We start from the raw sequence: 18,412 nt of genomic DNA, 5'->3' as shown, positions 1-18,412 counted from the left end.
GGATGAAAGGGGGGATTCATCGTTATGAAAGCAGAGCATCAGCTTTATTTTCAACAACGTTTGCAAGCAGAGCGGGCCATGCTGCTACAACGGATCAAAGAGAATGAACGGCTTGGCTTCGACCTAAGCACAAGGATGTTTAATACTGAATTGTCCAGCTACGACAATCATCCTGCTGATTATGGCGATCAATATTATGAACGTGAAAAGGATTCGGCCTTATTGGAACGCTCAAAACAACGAGTTATAGAGATTGAACAGGCGCTGGAGCGGTTAGCAGAGGGCAAATATGGAATATGCCAAGAATGTGGTAAGGAGATACCCTATGAACGGCTCGATGCGCTTCCTACAGCAAGCTTTTGCATAGATCACTCACAGATGGTAAATACTGCAGGCAAAGTGGTTCCAGGTGAGGGCATCCGTGATCAGGATAATACCTACATGGCAGCGAATCAGGTGAATGAGATGTGGGACTGGTATCTTGATGAAATATGGGATGCAGTGGAGCAGTATGGGACCTCAACATCAGGGGGTACACTAGAGTCTAAGCATGAAGACGTCAGTATTGTAGCTAGTAAAATGGGGGATTTCACCATGAAACTCCCTGAATTAGAGGGGATCCCATTGGAGGGGATCTATCTTGAGATTGATGAACATGGACAGATTGTTGATGGTCCTTATTCTTTTGTCTATATGGATGAATGGCTCATGGATGATGAGTTGGCGGATTTGATGGATTTACCCAATCAATATGATAATGAGTAGGAAGTTGAGGGGCTATGCGTCTATAGCTCCTCACTTCATATTGAGGTGCTTTTCTCCCTGTGATACAATCGAAGGGATAAGTTTCGGGACCATTGGTTGAGGAGGAACCTCTATTGTATTACTATCTAATTGCATTGATTGTAATCGCTGTAGACCAAATAACAAAATTAGCTGTGGTAAAGTGGATGGAAGTAGGGGAGAGCATCCCGTTGATCGATTCCTTTTTATACCTCACTTCACATCGAAATGCTGGTGCTGCCTTTGGCATTTTAGAAAACCAGCGGATCTTTTTCATTGTAACCACGCTGGTGGTTGTGATTGCAATTATCTACATGCTGGAGAAGGAACGTCAAATTAATCGTGTCAGTTCCATTGCCTTATCCTTGATAATGGGAGGCGCTATTGGAAATTTCATCGATCGTCTCTTTTCAGGAAAAGTGGTTGATTTTATTGATGTTTACATTTTTACATATGATTATCCAATTTTTAATGTGGCCGATTCAGCTATCGTCATCGGAGTATTTCTTTTCATCCTTGATATGCTCGTGCTGTCTCGGAAGAATGGGTGAATAAGATGGTAACCAATTGGCATGATGAAGAAGAAGGTAATGATGTCTGGGAATGGAACGTTCAACCTAAGGATTCTGGTGAACGCATCGATAAATATCTCGTCTTGGCAGGTAATTGGTCGCGCTCCTTAATTCAGAAGTGGATTAAGGAGAATCGCTTACAGGTGAATGGAGCAGTGGTAAAAGCCAATTATAAGGTAGCTGTTAATGACCAGATCGTTCTCCTAATTCCACCACCTGAAGAGTTAGAACTTGTGGCTACACCAATGGATTTAGACATTTATTATGAGGATCAGGATCTCCTCGTGGTCAATAAACCGCGAGGGATGGTGGTACATCCTGCCCCAGGTCACTTTGAAGATACCCTTGTCAATGGCCTGCTGGCCCATTGTACTGATTTATCAGGAATCAATGGAATGATGCGACCAGGCATTGTCCATCGCATTGATAAGGACACTTCAGGCCTTCTTGTGGTAGCGAAAAACGATTTAGCCCATGAATCCCTGGCAAAGCAATTGTCTGATCATACGGTGATTCGTCGCTACTGGGCATTGGTTCATGGCGTGATTCCCCACGAACGGGGAACCATTGATGCACCTATTGGTCGTGATCCCTCGGATCGTCAACGTATGGCCGTTGTGGAGAAGAATGGAAAAGAGGCGATCACCCATTTTCAGGTGATGGAGAGGTTTCAGGATTACACCTTGGTGGAATGTCGATTAGAAACAGGAAGAACCCATCAGATTCGGGTGCATATGAGGTTTATTGGATTTCCCCTCGTAGGAGATCCGAAGTATGGCCCGAAGAAAACCTTGGATATTGCAGGCCAGGCATTGCATGCAAAGGTTCTTGGTTTTACGCACCCACGTACAGGAGAGTCATTACTTTTTGAAGCGCCACTTCCCCAAGAGATGGCTCGATTAATCGAAGAATTAAGACGCATGGAAAAGCTACGATAATTCTTCGATTTCTCATTGACTTCATGAGAAGAACCTGTCATAATACAGGAAGGGTTAATGATGTCCTTTAAGATAGTCCCGTGAGGCTATGAAGGAAGTGATTTGAACCATCTTGGGATCTGCCTAGTTGATAGGTAGAGACGATTTTACAGGAGCGGTCAAGCTTCCAGCCTATGGGTTGGAGGCTTTTTTATATGCTTGTAATCCATAAAGGAGGTTCACTTTCATGAAACAACGGGAGATTATGGACCGAGATGCAGTACGCCGTGCTTTAACACGGATTGCCCATGAAATTATTGAAAAAAACAAAGGCGTTGAGGAGATTGCCATTGTGGGGATCAAAACACGGGGAATTTACTTGGCCCGTCGCATTGCCAATCGGATTGAAGAGATTGAAGGCATTCAGGTTCCTGTAGGAGAGTTAGATATCACATTATATCGCGATGATTTAACGGAGAAGAGTGAGCAGCCAGTTTTACAGGATACACAGATTCCCTTTGATATCACCCGTTATAAGGTCATCTTAGTGGATGACGTCCTCTTTACAGGACGTACATCTAGGGCTGCTCTAGATGCATTGATTGATTTAGGACGACCACCGATGATTCAACTGGCTGTGCTGGTAGACCGAGGTCATCGTGAATTACCCATACGACCAGATTATGTAGGAAAGAATGTTCCAACATCACGCCGCGAGCTTGTTTCGGTACTCCTTGATGAGATTGATTCAGAAGATGGTGTTGTGATTCAAGAACGTGATATTTCTTAATCGTTCATAGAACGGATGCTCTCCGTTTATATGATACAGCAATGCAAAAACTAACAAGATCACTCTTTAAAACAGTCCAGTGAGGCTGAAAAGGGTCACAACTCTCCGTGACCAACAGAAAAAGAGTGGATGAGGAGGTTATGGAGATGGAGAACAGCAAAATTCTTGTTGACGTGCATGAGCGTCCAGCACTTCAAAAATGGATTCCCTTATCTTTACAGCACCTATTTGCCATGTTTGGTGCGACGGTGTTAGTGCCGATTATTACGGGACTAGATATTTCAGTTGCCCTATTCTCCAGTGGTTTAGGTACATTGCTCTTCCTCTTTCTAACGAAGGGACAAGTTCCCAATTATCTTGGAAGTTCCTTTGCCTTTATCGGGCCGATTATTGCAGTAAGCGCTAGCCAAGGTGTAGGAGCTGCCATGCTAGGTGCACTCTTAGCAGGTTTGGTCTATGTAATTGTGGCACTCATTGTGAAGAAGATCGGGATTGCTTGGTTGGATCGTCTCCTTCCTCCAGCGGTTATCGGTGCTGTTATCAGTGTCATCGGTCTTGCCTTAGCTGGTGTTTCCATCGGCTGGGCCATGAATGACCCCATGATTACAGACCGTAGTGTTTATACCTTACATGCCATGGAAGTTTCATTGGTCACTCTAATCATTGTGGTTGGTACCATGATGTTTGCCCGCGGCTTCTTCTCAGTAATTCCTGTTCTTGTAGGGATTATCGGTGGCTATATCTATGCCTTCATCCGATACCCTGAATGGATTGATTTGGAGGCGATTCGAGCAGCAAGCTGGTTCAAGGTTCCGGATTTTACAACCTCAGAGCTCTTCACCGCATTTGGTAGTCCAGACGCATGGTTGGCAGCCCTGATTATTGTACCGGTTGCCCTTGTAACACTTACAGAGCATATTGGTCACTTGCTTGTAACTAGTGAGGTTATGGGCCGTGACTTGATGAAAAAACCAGGTCTTACACGGACACTCCTTGGTGATGGTTTAGCAACAACCTTGGCTGCCTTCGTTGGCGGACCTCCAAATACTACTTATGGTGAGAATATCGGTGTATTGGCCATTACAAGAGTATTTAGTACAAAAGTGATTGGACTCGCAGCAGTATTTGCCATTACCTTCTCCTTCATCGAGAAAATCGGTGTAGCATTAGCCTTGATTCCTAAGCCCGTATTAGGCGGTGTAACCATTGTGCTCTTCGGTACCATCGCTGCTCAAGGTGTTCGGATGTTTGTGGAGCATGGCGTTGATATCTCACATAAGCGGAATATGCTCGTGATTGCTGTCATCTTTATCACAGGTATCGGTGGATATAAGCTGGACTTTGCTGAACTCTCCAGTGTGAGTGATTTCATTGCCCATTTAACCGTTGATAATATTGCCATGGCTACATTCCTAGGGATTATCCTGCATGCTATCTTACCTGATAAAGCAGTTGCCTATGGTACGAGGAAACAGGAAAAGGCCATGGAAAACAAATAAAAATAATGAAAAACTATTGAACACGATTCTTTTAAATCAGTCCCGTGAGGCTGATAAGGAACGGTTGATTGCGCTTGCCCTCTTACCGTTCAGGAAGAGGGCTTTTTCTTGCCAACCATCCATTCCTATACCCTATGAAGCCTAGGAAGGAGAATGGTCAGATGAAGGATCTTCTAAGCATCAATCAGTTGGAAAAGGATGAGATTTGGACCTTGATGAAGCAAGCGAATCGTTACGCAAGTAATCTTATGCCCGATACACTTCCATTACGGGGTACATGGATGAGTACGCTATTTTATGAACCGAGCACCCGAACTCGCTGCTCATTTGAAGTAGCGGCACGCCGCCTTGGAGCAGAGCTACTTCCCTTCGATGTCCAGCATTCTAGCGTGTTAAAGGGGGAATCGCTTTACGATACCTTACGTACCTTAGAGGCTTTAGGCGTTCAAGCTGCTGTCGTGCGTCAAGGTCAAGATGGCTTACTTCAGGAGGTTGCTGACCAACTCTCCTTGCACATCATTAATGCAGGCGATGGTTCTGCAGAGCATCCAAGCCAAGCCTTGCTCGACCTCTATACAATCTGGCAGCATTTTGGTCATGTAGAGGGTTTAAATATCCTGATTGCTGGTGACATCTTACACAGTCGTGTGGCTCATTCCAATCTCTTGCTTCTTCAGAAACTAGGGGCTAATGTGATGGTGAGCGGTCCTACTCCTTTTGTCACTCCCATTTCCACAACTATTCCACAGTTAAATTCAGTTCCGATTGTTGATTTTGATGAGTATTTAGAAAAAGTAGATGTGGTGATGATGCTAAGAATCCAGAATGAACGGCATCAAGATTTACTAGGGCTGGAACAGGAAGAATATCATCAATGCTATGGACTAACACGAGCACGCTATGCCCGATTGCAAGAAAATGCGATTTTGATGCATCCTGGACCCATCAATCGTGGTGTGGAATTAGACACCATCCTTGTGGAAGCAGAGAAGTCCAAAATCTTTACACAGATGGAGAATGGCGTATTTGTTCGGATGGCTATTTTAGAATATCTACTTACAGGAGGGGTGTCCCATGTCCATCTTGCTAAAACAAGCAAACCTGCTTCTGCCTGAAGAGAGTCATGGTGATGTACGGATTGAAGGGGACCGGATTGTAGAGATCGCACCGACGCTTACACCACATGTAAGTGAGCAGGTGATCGATCTGAATGGTTCTTATCTTATGCCGGGCTTTATCGACGTACATGTCCATTTCCGTGACCCTGGCTTTCTTGAGAAGGAGAGTCTCGAAACAGGGTTAGAGGCTGCTGTTCGTGGAGGATATACCAGTGTGGCGTGTATGCCCAATACCAAGCCCACAGCGGATCATCCTGAGACAATCAGCGATATGGTTGAGAAAGCAAAGAGCTTAGCACTGTCTCGTCTCTATCCAGTGGCAGCGATCTCCTATGGCTTAAAAGGAGAAGAATTAACCGATTTTGCTGCATTAAAGGCAGCAGGAGCTTGGGCGCTCTCCGATGATGGCCGGGGAGTTCAGAACTCAGGCATGATGTATCAAGCAATGAAGGAGGCAGCAGCCTTAGAAATGCCCATTCTCGCTCATTGTGAAGATGAGGGGATGTTAGAGCCTGGTGGCTGTGTGCATGACGGAAATTTTGCTCGTAAATATCAGCTCACTGGCATCTCCTCCTTAAGTGAATCCTTGCAAGTAGCTCGTGATATTCAGTTAGCCGGAGCTACAGGTGCCCATTATCATGTCTGCCATTGCTCTGCATGGGAATCCATCCGCGCCATTGCAGATGGAAAAAGGCATGGAGTTCATGTAACCGCTGAGGTAACACCGCATCATCTGCTCTTAACCGATGATGATATCCCTGGGTTGGACGCCAATTATAAAATGAACCCTCCTCTCCGCAGTTCAGAGGATCGGGAAGCACTTGTACATGCTCTACAAACAGGCGTATTAGATATGATCGCTACTGATCATGCTCCTCATACCGTAGCGGAGAAGGAGCGGGGGATGGAGCGAGCACCTTTTGGTATCGTTGGCTTAGAGACAGCATTTCCTCTCCTCTATACTTATCTTGTTAAACCCGGATACTTAACATTACGGGAGCTGGTGGAGCGGATGTCTACACAACCAGCCGAAATCTTTGGCTTTGCTGGCGGGAGGATTGCCCCAGGTGCTGTAGCGGACTTGACGGTGGTCAATCTTAATGAGACGTATACGATTCAGCCATCTACCTTTGCCTCGAAAGGACGCAATACACCGTTTACTGGGTGGAAGGTAGAAGGACGTGTAACCCATACCTTTGTAGGTGGCCGCTTGGCTTGGCTTGAAGAAGGGAGTCGATGAGGATGAGTATTCTTCAAGAGATGAAATTATTAGATCATAGGGTGCTAGGTACCAATCTCTTGGAGCTGGTGCTGCAAACACCACCTTCTTATATGGTAGAGCCTGGGCAATTTGTGACCATCCAGGTAGATGAAGGGAATGAGCTTTTGCTACGCCGCCCATTTAGCGTAGCTGACTTTGACTCAGAGCAAGGTCATCTTCATGTCATCTATAAAGTAGTTGGAGTAGGTACGGAGCGGATGAGAACCTGGGAAGTAGGTCAAATGGTTTCAGTGATGGGTCCCCTTGGTCAGGGCTTTCCCCTTTTGCTCGCTAATCAAGATGAGATTAAGAAGCCTCGCCTTTTAATTGGTGGAGGCGTTGGCTTAGCTCCCCTCTATTATTTGGCCAAGGTGCTTGCAGCGAAGCAGATTCCCCTTGTGATTGCAGCAGGCTTTCGTTCTGCTGATGAAGCTTTTTATCTTGAAGCCTTTCAACAATTAGGTGAAGTGATCGTTGCTACGGAGGATGGTTCGCTAGGGGAAGCAGGCTATGTGACTCAATATTTGCCAGCGCAGGATCGTTGGGAGCTCTATTATGCCTGTGGGCCACGACCCATGCTAGATGTGTTAACTCAGCAGCTTTCTGGCAAGCTAGGCTACCTTTCCTTAGAGGAACGAATGGCTTGTGGTATTGGTGTATGTCAAGGCTGTGTTCATCCTTCTACCAAGCCATTCCGTGTCTGTACCGATGGCCCAGTAGTGGCAGCAAGTGAGGTGGAATCGCGATGAAGACCAATCCTTTGCAGGTTCAACTAGGGTCCCTTACCCTTTCCAATCCCATTATACCGGCATCAGGCTGCTTTGGCTATGGTGAGGAGATCGGGCAATTGTATGATTTATCCAAGCTAGGAGCCATTGTGACGAAAGCGACAACATTGGAACCACGTATCGGTAATCCGTTGCCACGGATCGCTGAGACCACCAGTGGAATGCTTAACTCCATCGGTTTACAAAATCCTGGAGTTCATCATGTCTTAGAGCATGAGCTTCCCTTTTTAGCCCAATACCAAAGTCCAGTGCTGGTCAATGTAGCTGGCTCCACCTTGGAGGAGATGGAGCAGGTGATTATGCTCCTTGAAGAATCAGCTGGGGTAACGGGTTATGAAATCAATATTAGCTGTCCCAATGTGTCAGCAGGAGGGATGAGCTTTGGTCAGAATCCACAGAGTGTCTTTGAGCTAACAGCACGACTCCGCAAATTGACACAACGCTTTCTGGTAGTGAAGCTTTCCCCCAATGTTTCGGATATCGTCTCCATTGCCCGTGCGGCTGAGGAGGGTGGAGCAGATAGTGTGAGCCTGATCAATACGCTCTTGGGGATGTCCATCGATACAAGGACTGGGAAGCCTATCCTAGCTCGTGGGTATGGAGGCTTATCTGGACCTGCCATTAAGCCGGTAGCTTTATACATGGTCTATCAAGTTAGCCAGGCAATCTCCATCCCGGTAATTGGGATTGGTGGAATCATGAATATTGATGATGTCTTACAATTTTTGATGGCAGGAGCCACTGCAGTGGAAATTGGCACAGCCCACTTCCGTAATCCTCTCATCTGTTCCCAACTGATCGACGAATTGGCAGAAACCCTGCAGGAACGAGGTTGGCGTTCCGTAGAAGAGGTTATTGGAATGGCTTGGAAGAATAGTGCTGATAAGAAAGGTGAGAAGCTGAATGCAACCGTCGTGGCAGGAAAGGATTTATGTCGCTTGTGATTTTCCTACACAGCATGAGCTGTGGGGATTTCTCGATAGAATGGAGGGAGAAGTAAAGGGCTTGAAGATTGGAATGCAGCTCTTCTACCGAGAAGGCTTACCCCTTGTAGAAAAGTTAGCAACACAAGGCTACAAGCTGTTTCTCGATCTGAAGCTCTTTGATATTCCCAATACAGTACGGCTAACCATGAAGAATATGGCGCAATATCCCATTGAAATGGTGAATGTACATGCTATGGGAGGCCGTGCAATGCTAGAAGCAGCGAGGGAAGGCTTAGAAGCAGCCCATGGCAGCCACAAGCCCTATCTTCTGGGTGTTACTCTCTTAACCAGTATGGATCAAGAGAGTATGCGCCAGAACTGGCTCCATGCTCTTCCTTTACCGAAGATGATTCAGCATTTAAGCCAGCTCGTATGGCAATCAGGGTTAGATGGTGTGGTATGCTCCCCTTGGGAAGCGAAAGAGATTAAGAGCTACTGTTCTCCTAATTTCTTGACTGTGACACCAGGAATTCGACCTGCTGGAATCAGTCAGGATGATCAGAAGCGGAGCGCAACACCTAATGAGGCAAGGCAGCTAGGCGCAGATTATCTTGTGGTTGGTCGTCCTATTACCATGGCGACAGATCCGCTTGCTGCTTATCACACTATTCTTGAGCAGTTTAAAGGAGGACAAGAAGATGAATGAACATGAGTGGGCACAGGTGCTTTTTGATCAGAAGATCGTTCAACTTCGTCCAGATCAACCATTCCGTTGGACTTCAGGCTTACTAAGCCCTATCTATTGTGATAATCGGCAGATCATCTCCCTCCCTCAGCTACGAAGGGCTGTGGTGGAAGAGATGGCGAAGCAGGTGAAGGGCTGGGAACGGCCAATCGATGTGGTAGCAGGCACAGCTACAGCAGGGATCCCCTATGCAGCCTGGCTGGCAGAACGCTTCGAGCTACCCATGATCTATGTGCGTTCCCAAGCCAAGGCACATGGCATGGGCAAGCAGATCGAAGGAAGAATTAAAGCGGGTGATCAGGTAGTCATTGTAGAGGATTTGGTTTCCACAGGAAAAAGCTCCTGGCAGAGTATCGAAGCAGTTAAGGCTGCTGATGCCATTCCCCTTGGAGTGGTTAGCATCTTTCAATATGGTTTTCCCTCCACGCAACAAAAGTTTAATGAGGCAGGGTATCGTTTAAATAGTCTCACCAATCTTGCCACCTTATTGGAGGTCCTACAGAACTCAGGAACATGGCAGCAGGAGCAATTGGCTACCATTAATGATTGGAAGGAAGATCCATGGGCATGGACAGCGCAGCATGAAGCGAAATAGCGCTTAATAAGAGAAAATGCATGAAAAAACAAACGGTTCCCTATCGCGGGGACCGTTTGTTCATTTGCTGGATCTTCCCTTCATCAGGTGTTACATAGATGGTGGATTGCTTTTCATAGATGACAAAACCAGGCTTTGCTCCCCGTGGCTTTTTCACGTTACGTACTTGAGTATAATCCACAGGGACTTTACTAGAAAGCTGTGCTTTACTAAAATAGGCAGCTAACATAGCGGCTTCTTGGATGGTAGTTTCATCAGGGTCCTCAGCTTGAATCACCACGTGAGAACCGGGAATCTCTTTCGTATGGAGCCACCAATGGGATGCCTTGGCCAATTTGATTGTGAGATAATCATTCTGTTTATTATTTTTCCCAACAGCGATGGGGATACCTGTTGAAGAGATATAGGTGTGAGGAAGTGGTTGTTCAGGCTTCCGCTTCCGTTTCATTTTTTGATGGGAACGGAGATAGCCACCCTCTTCTAATTCTTCACGGATCTGCTGGATATCGGAGAGACCTCCTACCTCGATCTGTTGCTGCAATGTGTCAAAATAGTTGATCTCTTCTTGAGCATCAGCAATTTGGGCATCAACCAATTGTAGATTCTTCTTTGCCTTATTGTATTGCTTGAAATAAATCTGAGCGTTTTCTACAGGTGTCTTGTTAGGCTGCAGTGGAATGGTAAGGGTTGCTTGATCAGGATCATAGTAATTGATCAAGTGGACCTCGCTCTGACCTTTCTGAATTTCATGAAGATAGGCGGTGAGTAATTCACCATATAATTGGTAGATCTGTGCATTTTCAGCCTCGAGTTTTCCAGCCTCCAACTTGACAATCTTCTTCTCATTTTTATCCCGCTCATTCTTGACAAAACGGAGGAGGTCATGGGCTTTTTGCTTAATGGCATCCCGTTGTGCTTTGCCATGAAAATAGCTTTCTAGGCATTGACTCACTGTTGCAAAATTGATCTGCTCCCCGTCAAGATGGGGAAGAGGGAATACAGAGAAGTAACTCTTCTCCGCAGTATGGACGATCTGCGGTGTATAGTGATGCTGTTTAGCCCAATCCATCACTTGGCTAAAGGAGTTCCAGAGTGACTCATGGTTGGCAAGACCAGCTTGATGGAGGATCGCTTTTGCCAGTAAAGGACTTAAGCCGAGATACTGCTCTACCATTTGGCGATCGATACGTCCTGTATTCCATTGGATTTTACTGATAAATTCCTCCTTCGTAGCGTGGAGTGGGTTGGTTTTTTCCTGTACTGGCGGTGTCACATAAGGACGTCCTGGTAGTACTACACGATATTGGCTAATGGCAGGGGTTACATGGCGAATACTATCGAGGATCATCTCGGTCTTAAGATCGAGAAGGACTAAATTACTATGCCGCCCCATCAATTCAAAAATCATTCTCCGTGTTTGCTCATCCCCAAGTTCATCTCTTGTTTGAATATCTATGTGGATAACCCGTTCCATTCCTACCTGCTCGATGGATTTAATCGTTCCACCTTCACAATGTTTCCGAATTAGCATGCAGAACATGGGAGCCTCTTTCGGGTTCTCCTCTTCCACTGTACTTAGATGAAAGCGTGGATAAGTAGGATTTGCGGAGAAAAGCAGCCGATAATTCTGTCCTTGATTGCGAATGATCAGCAAAAGGTCATCGGGAAAAGGTTGATACACTTTGGCAATCTTTCCTCCGATAATTGCTTGTGATAATTCATGTACAAGGGCACGGACCACAAAACCATCAAATGCCATGATTCTCACCTCTCTACTGTCTGTTGTATAGCATACTTCATTTTTTCTCATGGGACAATCATGGGAATCAGATCATGAAATGGTGCTTGTCTGCATAGAGTGGAGAGAGAAAGATTAAGGGGGAGTGGTCGGTGACAACAAAAGTATGGTATCAGATGAAGGAAGATGAGGTTCTCCAGCTAGTAAAGAGTGATCGTAAGAGCGGCTTGCAGACGAAAGCTGTTACCAACCGACTAGAAGAAGTAGGGCTGAATCAGTTGCAACAGCAGCAGGGCACATCTGCGTTTAGTTTATTATTACAACAATTTCGTGATGTGATGGTGATTATCTTATTGGTAGCCACTTTGATATCAGGTTTATTAGGTGAATATATGGATGGGCTAGCAATTATTGCGATAATCATTCTCAATGCGTTCTTAGGTTTTTTTCAGGAATATCGAGCAGAACGATCCCTTAAGGTACTGTCCCAATTGGCAGCTCCCCAATCCCATGTGATTCGCGAAGGGAGACGCTTACTTATCCCAGCTGAGCAGTTGGTTCCTGGTGATATTGTATTGCTCCATGATGGAGATCGTGTTCCAGCTGATCTCCGCCTACTTGAGACCCATAGCCTCCATATTGATGAAGCCACATTAACTGGAGAGTCCTTACCTGTACGTAAGAGTACCGATGCGATTATGAAGTCTAACCTTTCCTTAGGTGATCAAGAGAATATGGCATTTATGGGGACCTCGGTGACCCGTGGTCGAGGAGTAGGTGTGGTCATTGGAACAGGGATGGATACGGAAATTGGTCAGATCGCCCATCTCTTACAATCAGCAGAACGGGCATCGACCCCACTACAGATTCGTCTCGAACAATTGGGGAAACTCCTCATTGTCTTAGCTATCTTTTTGACCATGGTGGTGGTAGGCTTAGGCGTTTTGAATGGTGAACCTCTCTACCAAATGTTATTGGCAGGAGTCAGCTTGGCCGTGGCAGCTATACCAGAAGGGTTACCAGCTATTGTTACCATTGTACTAGCCCTTGGTGTACAACGGATGATTCGAAGACGTGCGATTGTTCGGAAGCTACCTTCTGTGGAAACATTGGGATGTACCACAGTAATCTGCTCTGATAAGACAGGGACTTTAACACAGAATAAAATGGAGGTCGTACAGCTTCTTAGTGGGAGACGGAGAATCGATGTGAGCGGAAATGGTTACCAGCCGGTGGGAGCATTTACAGAGAACAGCACACCAGTCAATGTAGCAAAAATATTGGAATTACAACGGTTGTTAGAGATTGCTGCACTCTGTAATCAAGCACAGTTACTCTGTAATGGAGATGGCAGCCATCCTGCACATTGGCGTGTGGATGGAGATCCAACGGAGGGTGCTCTGCTTGTCATGGCTAATAAGGGTGGCGTTGATGCTGCCTATCTGGAGAAAAACTGGCGATTAATGGGAGAACTCCCCTTTGATTCTGAACGGAAAAGGATGTCGGTCCTTGTTGAAAATGGTAAAGATGAAGCTTTCCTCTTCTGTAAGGGAGCTCCAGATTTAATCATCCAGCGCTGTGAGTGGCAGCTATTGGATGGACGCTTAGAACGTTTATCAGCTGGAGAGCGCGCGCGGATATTAGCAGTCAATGAGGAGATGGCAAGAAGTGCTCTGCGTAATCTCGCCTTTGCATATCGTCCAATGCCGCTAGGAGGCGGTAATAAGTTGGATGAACATATGGAAGAAGGGCTGATCTTCGTTGGCATGACAGGTATGATCGATCCACCACGTCCTGAAGTGGCGCAATCCATTAAAAAATGTCATGAAGCTGGGATTCGTACGGTGATGATTACTGGGGATCATCTGTTAACAGCAGTTGCTATTGCGACCCAATTGGGTATGCTCCCCCCTAAGGGAAAGGTACTAGATGGAAGTCAACTTGATCAGCTGAATGACGATGAATTAGCAGACCAAATCGAAGAGATCCAGCTTTTTGCCCGTGTCTCCCCACAGCATAAGCTCCGGATCGTGAAAGCGTTTCAAGCTAATGGTCATGTGGTTGCCATGACTGGTGATGGTGTAAATGATGCACCTGCCATTAAGCAAGCGGATATCGGAGTGGCCATGGGCAAGGGTGGAACTGATGTAGCGAAGGAGGCCTCTGATTTAATCCTGGCAGATGATAACTTTGCCACCATTGAAGCTGCCATTGAAGAGGGGCGTAATATTTATGATAATATCCGTAAGTTTATTCGCTATCTTCTTGCGTCCAATGTAGGCGAAATTCTGGTGATGTTCCTTGCCATGCTCGCAGGATTTCCTCTCCCCTTAGTACCGATCCAAATTCTTTGGATCAATTTGGTTACAGATGGTTTACCTGCCCTTGCCTTAGGGGTCGATCAGCCGGAGGAAGAAACCATGCTACGTCCACCTCGCCACCACGGTGAGAACTTCTTTAGTCGTGGTCTTGGCAGTAAAATTGTCAGCCGTGGTTTGGCCATTGGGATTGTGAGTATTCTGGCGTTCAATTGGGCCTATAAGGGGAATATGGAGCAATTAGCCTATGCTCAAACGGTCACCTTTGCCACCTTGGTTGTGGCACAATTGATTCATGTTTTTGATTGCCGGAGCGAACGCTCTGTCTTTGCTCGACCCCTTTTGCAAAATCGCTTGCTCGTCGGTGCGGTGCTGCTCTCCTTCTTCATGCTTGTCTGTGTCATCGAAATCGAAGCCTTACAGCCCATCTTCCATACCGTATCCTTAACCTTACGAGACTGGACTGTAATCGGGATGCTAGCAGTGATGCCCACCATTCTTTTTGGTATGGGTGGTTTACTTCAGCAACGCCAGCTTAGGATGGCTCGTTAAGCTTCTCCCATAAACCCTTGTGTAACCATACAGTTTTGGCTACAATAGAAAAAGTAGATCCGGTGACGAATCAGTAGATTGGATGAAGATGGAGGATTTTGGATGGAGAGAAGTAGAGGATTACTTATTGTACTTTCTGGTCCATCAGGCGTTGGCAAGGGAACGGTTTGTAAGGAACTACGACGCATGATGCCCCAATTATCGTATTCGGTTTCTGCCACAACCCGTTCTCCACGTGAAGGTGAAGTGGATGGCATCAACTATTTCTTTAAGACACGGGAGCAGTTTGAGCAGATGATTGCTCAAGAAGCACTTTTAGAGTGGGCTGAATATGTGGGTAACTACTATGGCACCCCCACATCCTTTGTAGAACAGGAACTGGATACTGGACGCGACGTGATTCTGGAGATCGAGGTGCAAGGTGCTATGCAGGTGCATCAACGATTCCCTGAGGCGATTTTTATCTTCCTCATGCCACCAGATATGTTGGAATTACGAAAACGTATCGAGGGACGAGGTACCGAGAAGGAAGAATTAATTGCGGCACGCCTGCAAAAAGCTCGTGAAGAGATCGAGATGATGGAGAATTATCATTATGCTGTAATGAATGATCAAGTAGAACTGGCTTGTGAACGGATTCGGGCAATTCTCACAGCAGAGCACTGTAAGGTAGAACGAATCTATCCCGCTTATCAAGCAAAACTAAATGAAACATTATAGAAGGAGGACTGCCATATGATGTTATATCCATCCATTGATACACTGGTTGAGAAAGCAGAGAGCAAGTATACCATCGTAACCATCGCCGCCAAACGTGCTCGGAAATTACAAGAAGGTGAATCACCAATATTGCCAAAGTATAATTCACAAAAATTTGTGGGTATGGCTCTCGAGGAGTTTGTCGCAGGTAAGCTTCTTTGTGAGCAAAGCCGTAATTAGAGGAGAGCTTGCTAATAACAACCTGTTTCCAGGTTGTTATTCTTTTTATCCTCATACTCCTATTGAGCTCAACATGGTTAGCGTAGGTATAGCTAAATCAAGTTTAAAATAAACGGAAGGAGGAGATGGGATGATCGCAGAGGTGATTGTTGATGTGCCATCATATGATACAGATCGTCCTTTTGATTACGAAATTCCCGATCGCTTTGCCCATAAGCTACAGGTTGGGTCACGGGTGATGGTTCCCTTTGGTCGGCGGAAGCTCCAAGGCTTTGTGACCCGAATCAAAGGCGAATCTGCTTTTGCTAAGCTGCGTTCACTTAACGAGGTATTGGATGAGACTCCGCCTCTCACTGAGGAACTGATCCAACTGGCTTCTTGGATGAGTAAAACCTATGGTTGCTTTTTTATCACTGCCATTCAAGCGATGCTTCCCTCTCCTCTTAAATCACTAACGGGGAATGGTATTGCACCCAAGCTGGAGAAACAGCTGACATGGGCGATGAAAAAGGAGGAGGTTCGCTCCCAATTCTCCTCATTGAAACGAGCGCCCCGTCAGCGCGATGTACTTACATATCTTCTAGAGCATCTCGATGAAGAGGAGCGAATCCCCTTACGCGTATGTTGCCAAGAGGTTTCTGTCAGCACACAGGTTGTGCATCAGCTTGTAGAGAAGGGATTTCTCAGTCTCAATGAGGTTGAGGTCTGGCGTGATCCCTTTGAGGAGCATAAATTTTCCCAGGAGGAGCCCAAGGTCTTAACAGCGGAGCAGCATGAAGCATTGGCCGTGATTAAAGAAGCCATACAAAATAAAAGCTCTAAACCAGTTCTCCTCCATGGGGTAACAGGGAGCGGTAAAACAGAGATCTACCTTCATGCTATTCAATTGGTGTTAGATCAACAACGTCAAGCCATCTTACTCGTTCCAGAGATCTCTCTCACACCGCAGATGGTTCGGCGTTTTAAGGGATGCTTTGGCGATCAGGTAGCGGTTTTGCATAGTGGACTTTCACAGGGGGAGCGCTTTGATGAATGGAGACGGATTCGTCAAGGTGAAGCACCTGTTGTGGTGGGCGCCCGTAGTGCAATTTTTGCTCCACTGACCAAGCTTGGGGTCATCATCATCGATGAAGAGCATGAAACAACCTATAAGCAGGAGGAACAGCCACGCTATCACGCACGGGAGGTAGCCAAGTGGCGAGCTGATTATTATGGTGCTGTTCCAGTGATGGGGAGTGCAACACCATCCTTGGAGAGTTATGTAAGAGCGCATACCGATCATTATTCTTATTTATCACTTCCATCACGAGTAAATCAGCAGCCCCTACCCGAGATCACCATCGTTGATATGAGGGAAGAATTAAGAGCAGGCCACCGTCAGATGTTTAGCCGTCAGTTAATTGAGGGGATGACAGCCTGTATCAAGAATAAAGAGCAGATTATCCTCTTTTTGAATCGCCGGGGCTATGCAACCTTTGTGATGTGTCGGCAATGTGGCTATACGGCGAAATGTCCCCATTGTGATATTTCGCTAACCTATCATCGTAGACAGAATCTACTTCGCTGTCATTACTGTGGCTATACAGAGCCCACCCCCCATCATTGTCCATCGTGCCAAAGCCCTCATATTCGCTATTTTGGGACAGGGACACAAAAGGTGGAGGAGGAGTTATCTCGTCAATTTCCAGGGCTGCGTATACTCCGAATGGATGTAGATACCACATCAACCAAGGGAAGTCATGAGCGGATTCTTACAGCCTTTCGGCAACAGGAGGCTGATGTATTACTAGGTACTCAGATGATTGCCAAAGGACTGGATTTTCCTAATGTAACCTTGGTGGGTGTCATTGCAGCGGATACCATTTTAAACCTCCCGGATTTTCGTTCAGCAGAAAAGACATTTCAACTACTAACGCAGGTTGCCGGACGAGCTGGTCGTCACCAGAAGAAAGGTCATGTAGTGATCCAAACCTATACACCAGAGCACTATAGCATCCAGTATGCTGCGCACCATGATTATCTAGGCTTTGCTCGAGAGGAACTAGCACATCGTAAGCAGATGTCCTACCCCCCATTTCGCAGACTGTTACTCATCACCTTCTCTCATACGGAGCTTCCTTATCTGATGAAGATGGCCCAAATCGTAACACAGCAGGTACGAGGAAGAATGGCTCCAACGGTACAGGTTCTTGGTCCAGTTGCCTCGCCATTAGCAAGGATTAAAGATAGATATCGCCTGCAATGCGTGATAAAATATAAAAATGAACCGCAGATCGTGGAAAATATTGTGGAAGTTCTTCGTAATATGAAGCAAGAGATGGAACAGCGTCAATTGATGATCAGTATAGATGTAGACCCCTTATTCTTAATGTGAAAACTGGAGGAGGATAACAGATGGCAATACGACTTATCACGAAGGATCCAGATCCGATTTTACGTAAAATTGCGAAACAAGTGACCAAATTTGATGAACGACTTCACCGACTTTTAGACGATATGGCAGAGACCATGTATGATGCCAATGGTGTTGGACTTGCTGCACCTCAGGTTGCAATCTCCAAACGGGTGATCGTCATCGATACAGGCGATGGTCTCATTGAATGTGTTAATCCAGAAATTATTGAAAAAAAAGGTGAGCAGTTCGGTCCTGAAGGATGCCTGAGTATCCCTGGGATTAATGGCGATGTTCGGAGGGCACAATATGTGAAGGTGCGTGCTCAGAATCGCTTTGGGGAAGAGATTGAAATCGAAGGAGAAGACCTACTAGCACGAGCTTTTCAGCATGAGATCGATCACCTAAATGGTGTTCTATTCACCGATCTTGCAGAACAAATTTACCATGGAAATGTAGAACGCTAGTAGTTTCTTAGG

Annotated in this window: 17 protein-coding genes; 16 read left to right on the top strand and 1 reads right to left on the bottom strand. The window is 46.0% G+C overall.

The genetic code is table 11. The annotated features are described in order from the left end of the window. The first annotated feature begins 24 nt into the window (after positions 1-24). From BN1691_RS12820 to pyrE, 11 genes are all read left to right on the top strand, one after another. Positions 25-765: a TraR/DksA family transcriptional regulator gene (locus tag BN1691_RS12820; RefSeq protein WP_048602568.1), complete on the top strand. Its 741-nt coding sequence runs from the start codon at positions 25-27 to the stop codon at positions 763-765. A 113-nt stretch (positions 766-878) separates the two neighbouring features. After that, on the top strand, positions 879-1,334 hold the full coding sequence (gene lspA / locus BN1691_RS12815; RefSeq protein WP_048602567.1) for a signal peptidase II: 456 nt from the start codon (positions 879-881) through the stop codon (positions 1,332-1,334). Between the two features lie 5 nt (positions 1,335-1,339). Then, on the top strand, positions 1,340-2,293 hold the full coding sequence (locus BN1691_RS12810) for an RluA family pseudouridine synthase (RefSeq protein WP_048602566.1): 954 nt from the start codon (positions 1,340-1,342) through the stop codon (positions 2,291-2,293). Between the two features lie 226 nt (positions 2,294-2,519). Continuing rightward, positions 2,520-3,062: a bifunctional pyr operon transcriptional regulator/uracil phosphoribosyltransferase PyrR gene (gene pyrR, locus BN1691_RS12805; protein ID WP_048602565.1), complete on the top strand. Its 543-nt coding sequence runs from the start codon at positions 2,520-2,522 to the stop codon at positions 3,060-3,062. A gap of 146 nt (positions 3,063-3,208) precedes the next feature. Beyond that, positions 3,209-4,561 (top strand): uracil-xanthine permease family protein, encoded by a 1,353-nt coding sequence (locus tag BN1691_RS12800; protein WP_048602564.1) that lies wholly within the window; start codon positions 3,209-3,211, stop codon positions 4,559-4,561. Between the two features lie 161 nt (positions 4,562-4,722). Further along, complete coding sequence (locus BN1691_RS12795; RefSeq protein ID WP_048602563.1) at positions 4,723-5,676, top strand: aspartate carbamoyltransferase catalytic subunit; 954 nt, start codon at positions 4,723-4,725, stop codon at positions 5,674-5,676. Beyond that, a complete protein-coding gene (locus BN1691_RS12790) occupies positions 5,636-6,919 on the top strand; it encodes a dihydroorotase (protein ID WP_048602562.1) in 1,284 nt (427 codons plus the stop codon). The genes BN1691_RS12795 and BN1691_RS12790 overlap by 41 nt, the downstream gene beginning before the upstream one ends. A 2-nt stretch (positions 6,920-6,921) precedes the next feature. Beyond that, positions 6,922-7,689 carry a dihydroorotate dehydrogenase electron transfer subunit gene (locus BN1691_RS12785; RefSeq protein WP_048602561.1) on the top strand — a complete coding sequence of 256 codons (768 nt, stop codon included), beginning with the start codon at positions 6,922-6,924 and terminating at the stop codon, positions 7,687-7,689. After that, positions 7,686-8,672 (top strand): dihydroorotate dehydrogenase, encoded by a 987-nt coding sequence (locus BN1691_RS12780; protein WP_076850192.1) that lies wholly within the window; start codon positions 7,686-7,688, stop codon positions 8,670-8,672. The genes BN1691_RS12785 and BN1691_RS12780 overlap by 4 nt, the downstream gene beginning before the upstream one ends. Next, positions 8,632-9,360, top strand: a complete 729-nt coding sequence (gene pyrF, locus BN1691_RS12775) for an orotidine-5'-phosphate decarboxylase (RefSeq protein ID WP_048602560.1) — start codon at positions 8,632-8,634, stop codon at positions 9,358-9,360. The genes BN1691_RS12780 and pyrF overlap by 41 nt, the downstream gene beginning before the upstream one ends. Next, positions 9,353-9,994, top strand: a complete 642-nt coding sequence (pyrE, locus tag BN1691_RS12770) for an orotate phosphoribosyltransferase (RefSeq protein ID WP_048602559.1) — start codon at positions 9,353-9,355, stop codon at positions 9,992-9,994. Before pyrF ends, pyrE begins: the two co-directional genes overlap by 8 nt. Positions 9,995-10,034: 40 nt before the next feature. Here the strand turns inward: pyrE and BN1691_RS12765 are convergent, their stop codons facing one another. Next, a complete protein-coding gene (locus BN1691_RS12765; RefSeq protein ID WP_048602558.1) occupies positions 10,035-11,753 on the bottom strand; it encodes an Rqc2 family fibronectin-binding protein in 1,719 nt (572 codons plus the stop codon). A 155-nt stretch (positions 11,754-11,908) separates the two neighbouring features. Between BN1691_RS12765 and BN1691_RS12760 the strand changes: the two genes are divergently transcribed. From BN1691_RS12760 to def, 5 genes are all read left to right on the top strand, one after another. Then, positions 11,909-14,602, top strand: coding sequence for a calcium-translocating P-type ATPase, SERCA-type (locus BN1691_RS12760; RefSeq protein WP_048602852.1), 2,694 nt, complete (start codon positions 11,909-11,911; stop codon positions 14,600-14,602). Positions 14,603-14,704: 102 nt separating this feature from the next. Then, complete coding sequence (gene gmk, locus BN1691_RS12755) at positions 14,705-15,322, top strand: guanylate kinase (protein ID WP_048602557.1); 618 nt, start codon at positions 14,705-14,707, stop codon at positions 15,320-15,322. 15 nt (positions 15,323-15,337) lie between these two features. Next, the gene (rpoZ, locus tag BN1691_RS12750) at positions 15,338-15,541 is read left to right on the top strand and encodes a DNA-directed RNA polymerase subunit omega (protein WP_048602556.1); all 204 of its coding nucleotides are present in this window, start codon (positions 15,338-15,340) and stop codon (positions 15,539-15,541) included. Between the two features lie 130 nt (positions 15,542-15,671). Then, positions 15,672-17,915 (top strand): primosomal protein N', encoded by a 2,244-nt coding sequence (gene priA, locus BN1691_RS12745; RefSeq protein WP_048602555.1) that lies wholly within the window; start codon positions 15,672-15,674, stop codon positions 17,913-17,915. Positions 17,916-17,935: 20 nt separating this feature from the next. Beyond that, positions 17,936-18,400: a peptide deformylase gene (gene def, locus BN1691_RS12740; protein ID WP_048602554.1), complete on the top strand. Its 465-nt coding sequence runs from the start codon at positions 17,936-17,938 to the stop codon at positions 18,398-18,400. Positions 18,401-18,412 lie beyond the last annotated feature (12 nt).

The organism is Rubeoparvulum massiliense, from assembly GCF_001049895.1.
Classification (GTDB): Bacteria; Bacillota; Bacilli; order Rubeoparvulales; family Rubeoparvulaceae; genus Rubeoparvulum; species Rubeoparvulum massiliense.
The sequence above is the reverse complement of the archived record's forward strand: the minus strand, read 5'-3'. Positions and strand labels throughout refer to the sequence as shown.

Bases quoted from the DNA above. Each gene is read 5' to 3' on its own strand.
- BN1691_RS12820 (WP_048602568.1), top strand. From the start codon at position 25: ATGAAAGCAGAGCATCAGCTTTATTTTCAACAACGTTTGCAAGCAGAG.
- BN1691_RS12810 (WP_048602566.1), top strand. From the start codon at position 1,340: ATGGTAACCAATTGGCATGATGAAGAAGAAGGTAATGATGTCTGGGAA.
- pyrR (WP_048602565.1), top strand. From the start codon at position 2,520: ATGAAACAACGGGAGATTATGGACCGAGATGCAGTACGCCGTGCTTTA.
- BN1691_RS12800 (WP_048602564.1), top strand. From the start codon at position 3,209: ATGGAGAACAGCAAAATTCTTGTTGACGTGCATGAGCGTCCAGCACTT.
- BN1691_RS12795 (WP_048602563.1), top strand. From the start codon at position 4,723: ATGAAGGATCTTCTAAGCATCAATCAGTTGGAAAAGGATGAGATTTGG.
- BN1691_RS12790 (WP_048602562.1), top strand. From the start codon at position 5,636: ATGTCCATCTTGCTAAAACAAGCAAACCTGCTTCTGCCTGAAGAGAGT.
- BN1691_RS12785 (WP_048602561.1), top strand. From the start codon at position 6,922: ATGAGTATTCTTCAAGAGATGAAATTATTAGATCATAGGGTGCTAGGT.
- BN1691_RS12780 (WP_076850192.1), top strand. From the start codon at position 7,686: ATGAAGACCAATCCTTTGCAGGTTCAACTAGGGTCCCTTACCCTTTCC.
- pyrF (WP_048602560.1), top strand. From the start codon at position 8,632: ATGCAACCGTCGTGGCAGGAAAGGATTTATGTCGCTTGTGATTTTCCT.
- pyrE (WP_048602559.1), top strand. From the start codon at position 9,353: ATGAATGAACATGAGTGGGCACAGGTGCTTTTTGATCAGAAGATCGTT.
- BN1691_RS12765 (WP_048602558.1), bottom strand. From the start codon at position 11,753: ATGGCATTTGATGGTTTTGTGGTCCGTGCCCTTGTACATGAATTATCA.
- BN1691_RS12760 (WP_048602852.1), top strand. From the start codon at position 11,909: ATGAAGGAAGATGAGGTTCTCCAGCTAGTAAAGAGTGATCGTAAGAGC.
- gmk (WP_048602557.1), top strand. From the start codon at position 14,705: ATGGAGAGAAGTAGAGGATTACTTATTGTACTTTCTGGTCCATCAGGC.
- rpoZ (WP_048602556.1), top strand. From the start codon at position 15,338: ATGATGTTATATCCATCCATTGATACACTGGTTGAGAAAGCAGAGAGC.
- priA (WP_048602555.1), top strand. From the start codon at position 15,672: ATGATCGCAGAGGTGATTGTTGATGTGCCATCATATGATACAGATCGT.
- def (WP_048602554.1), top strand. From the start codon at position 17,936: ATGGCAATACGACTTATCACGAAGGATCCAGATCCGATTTTACGTAAA.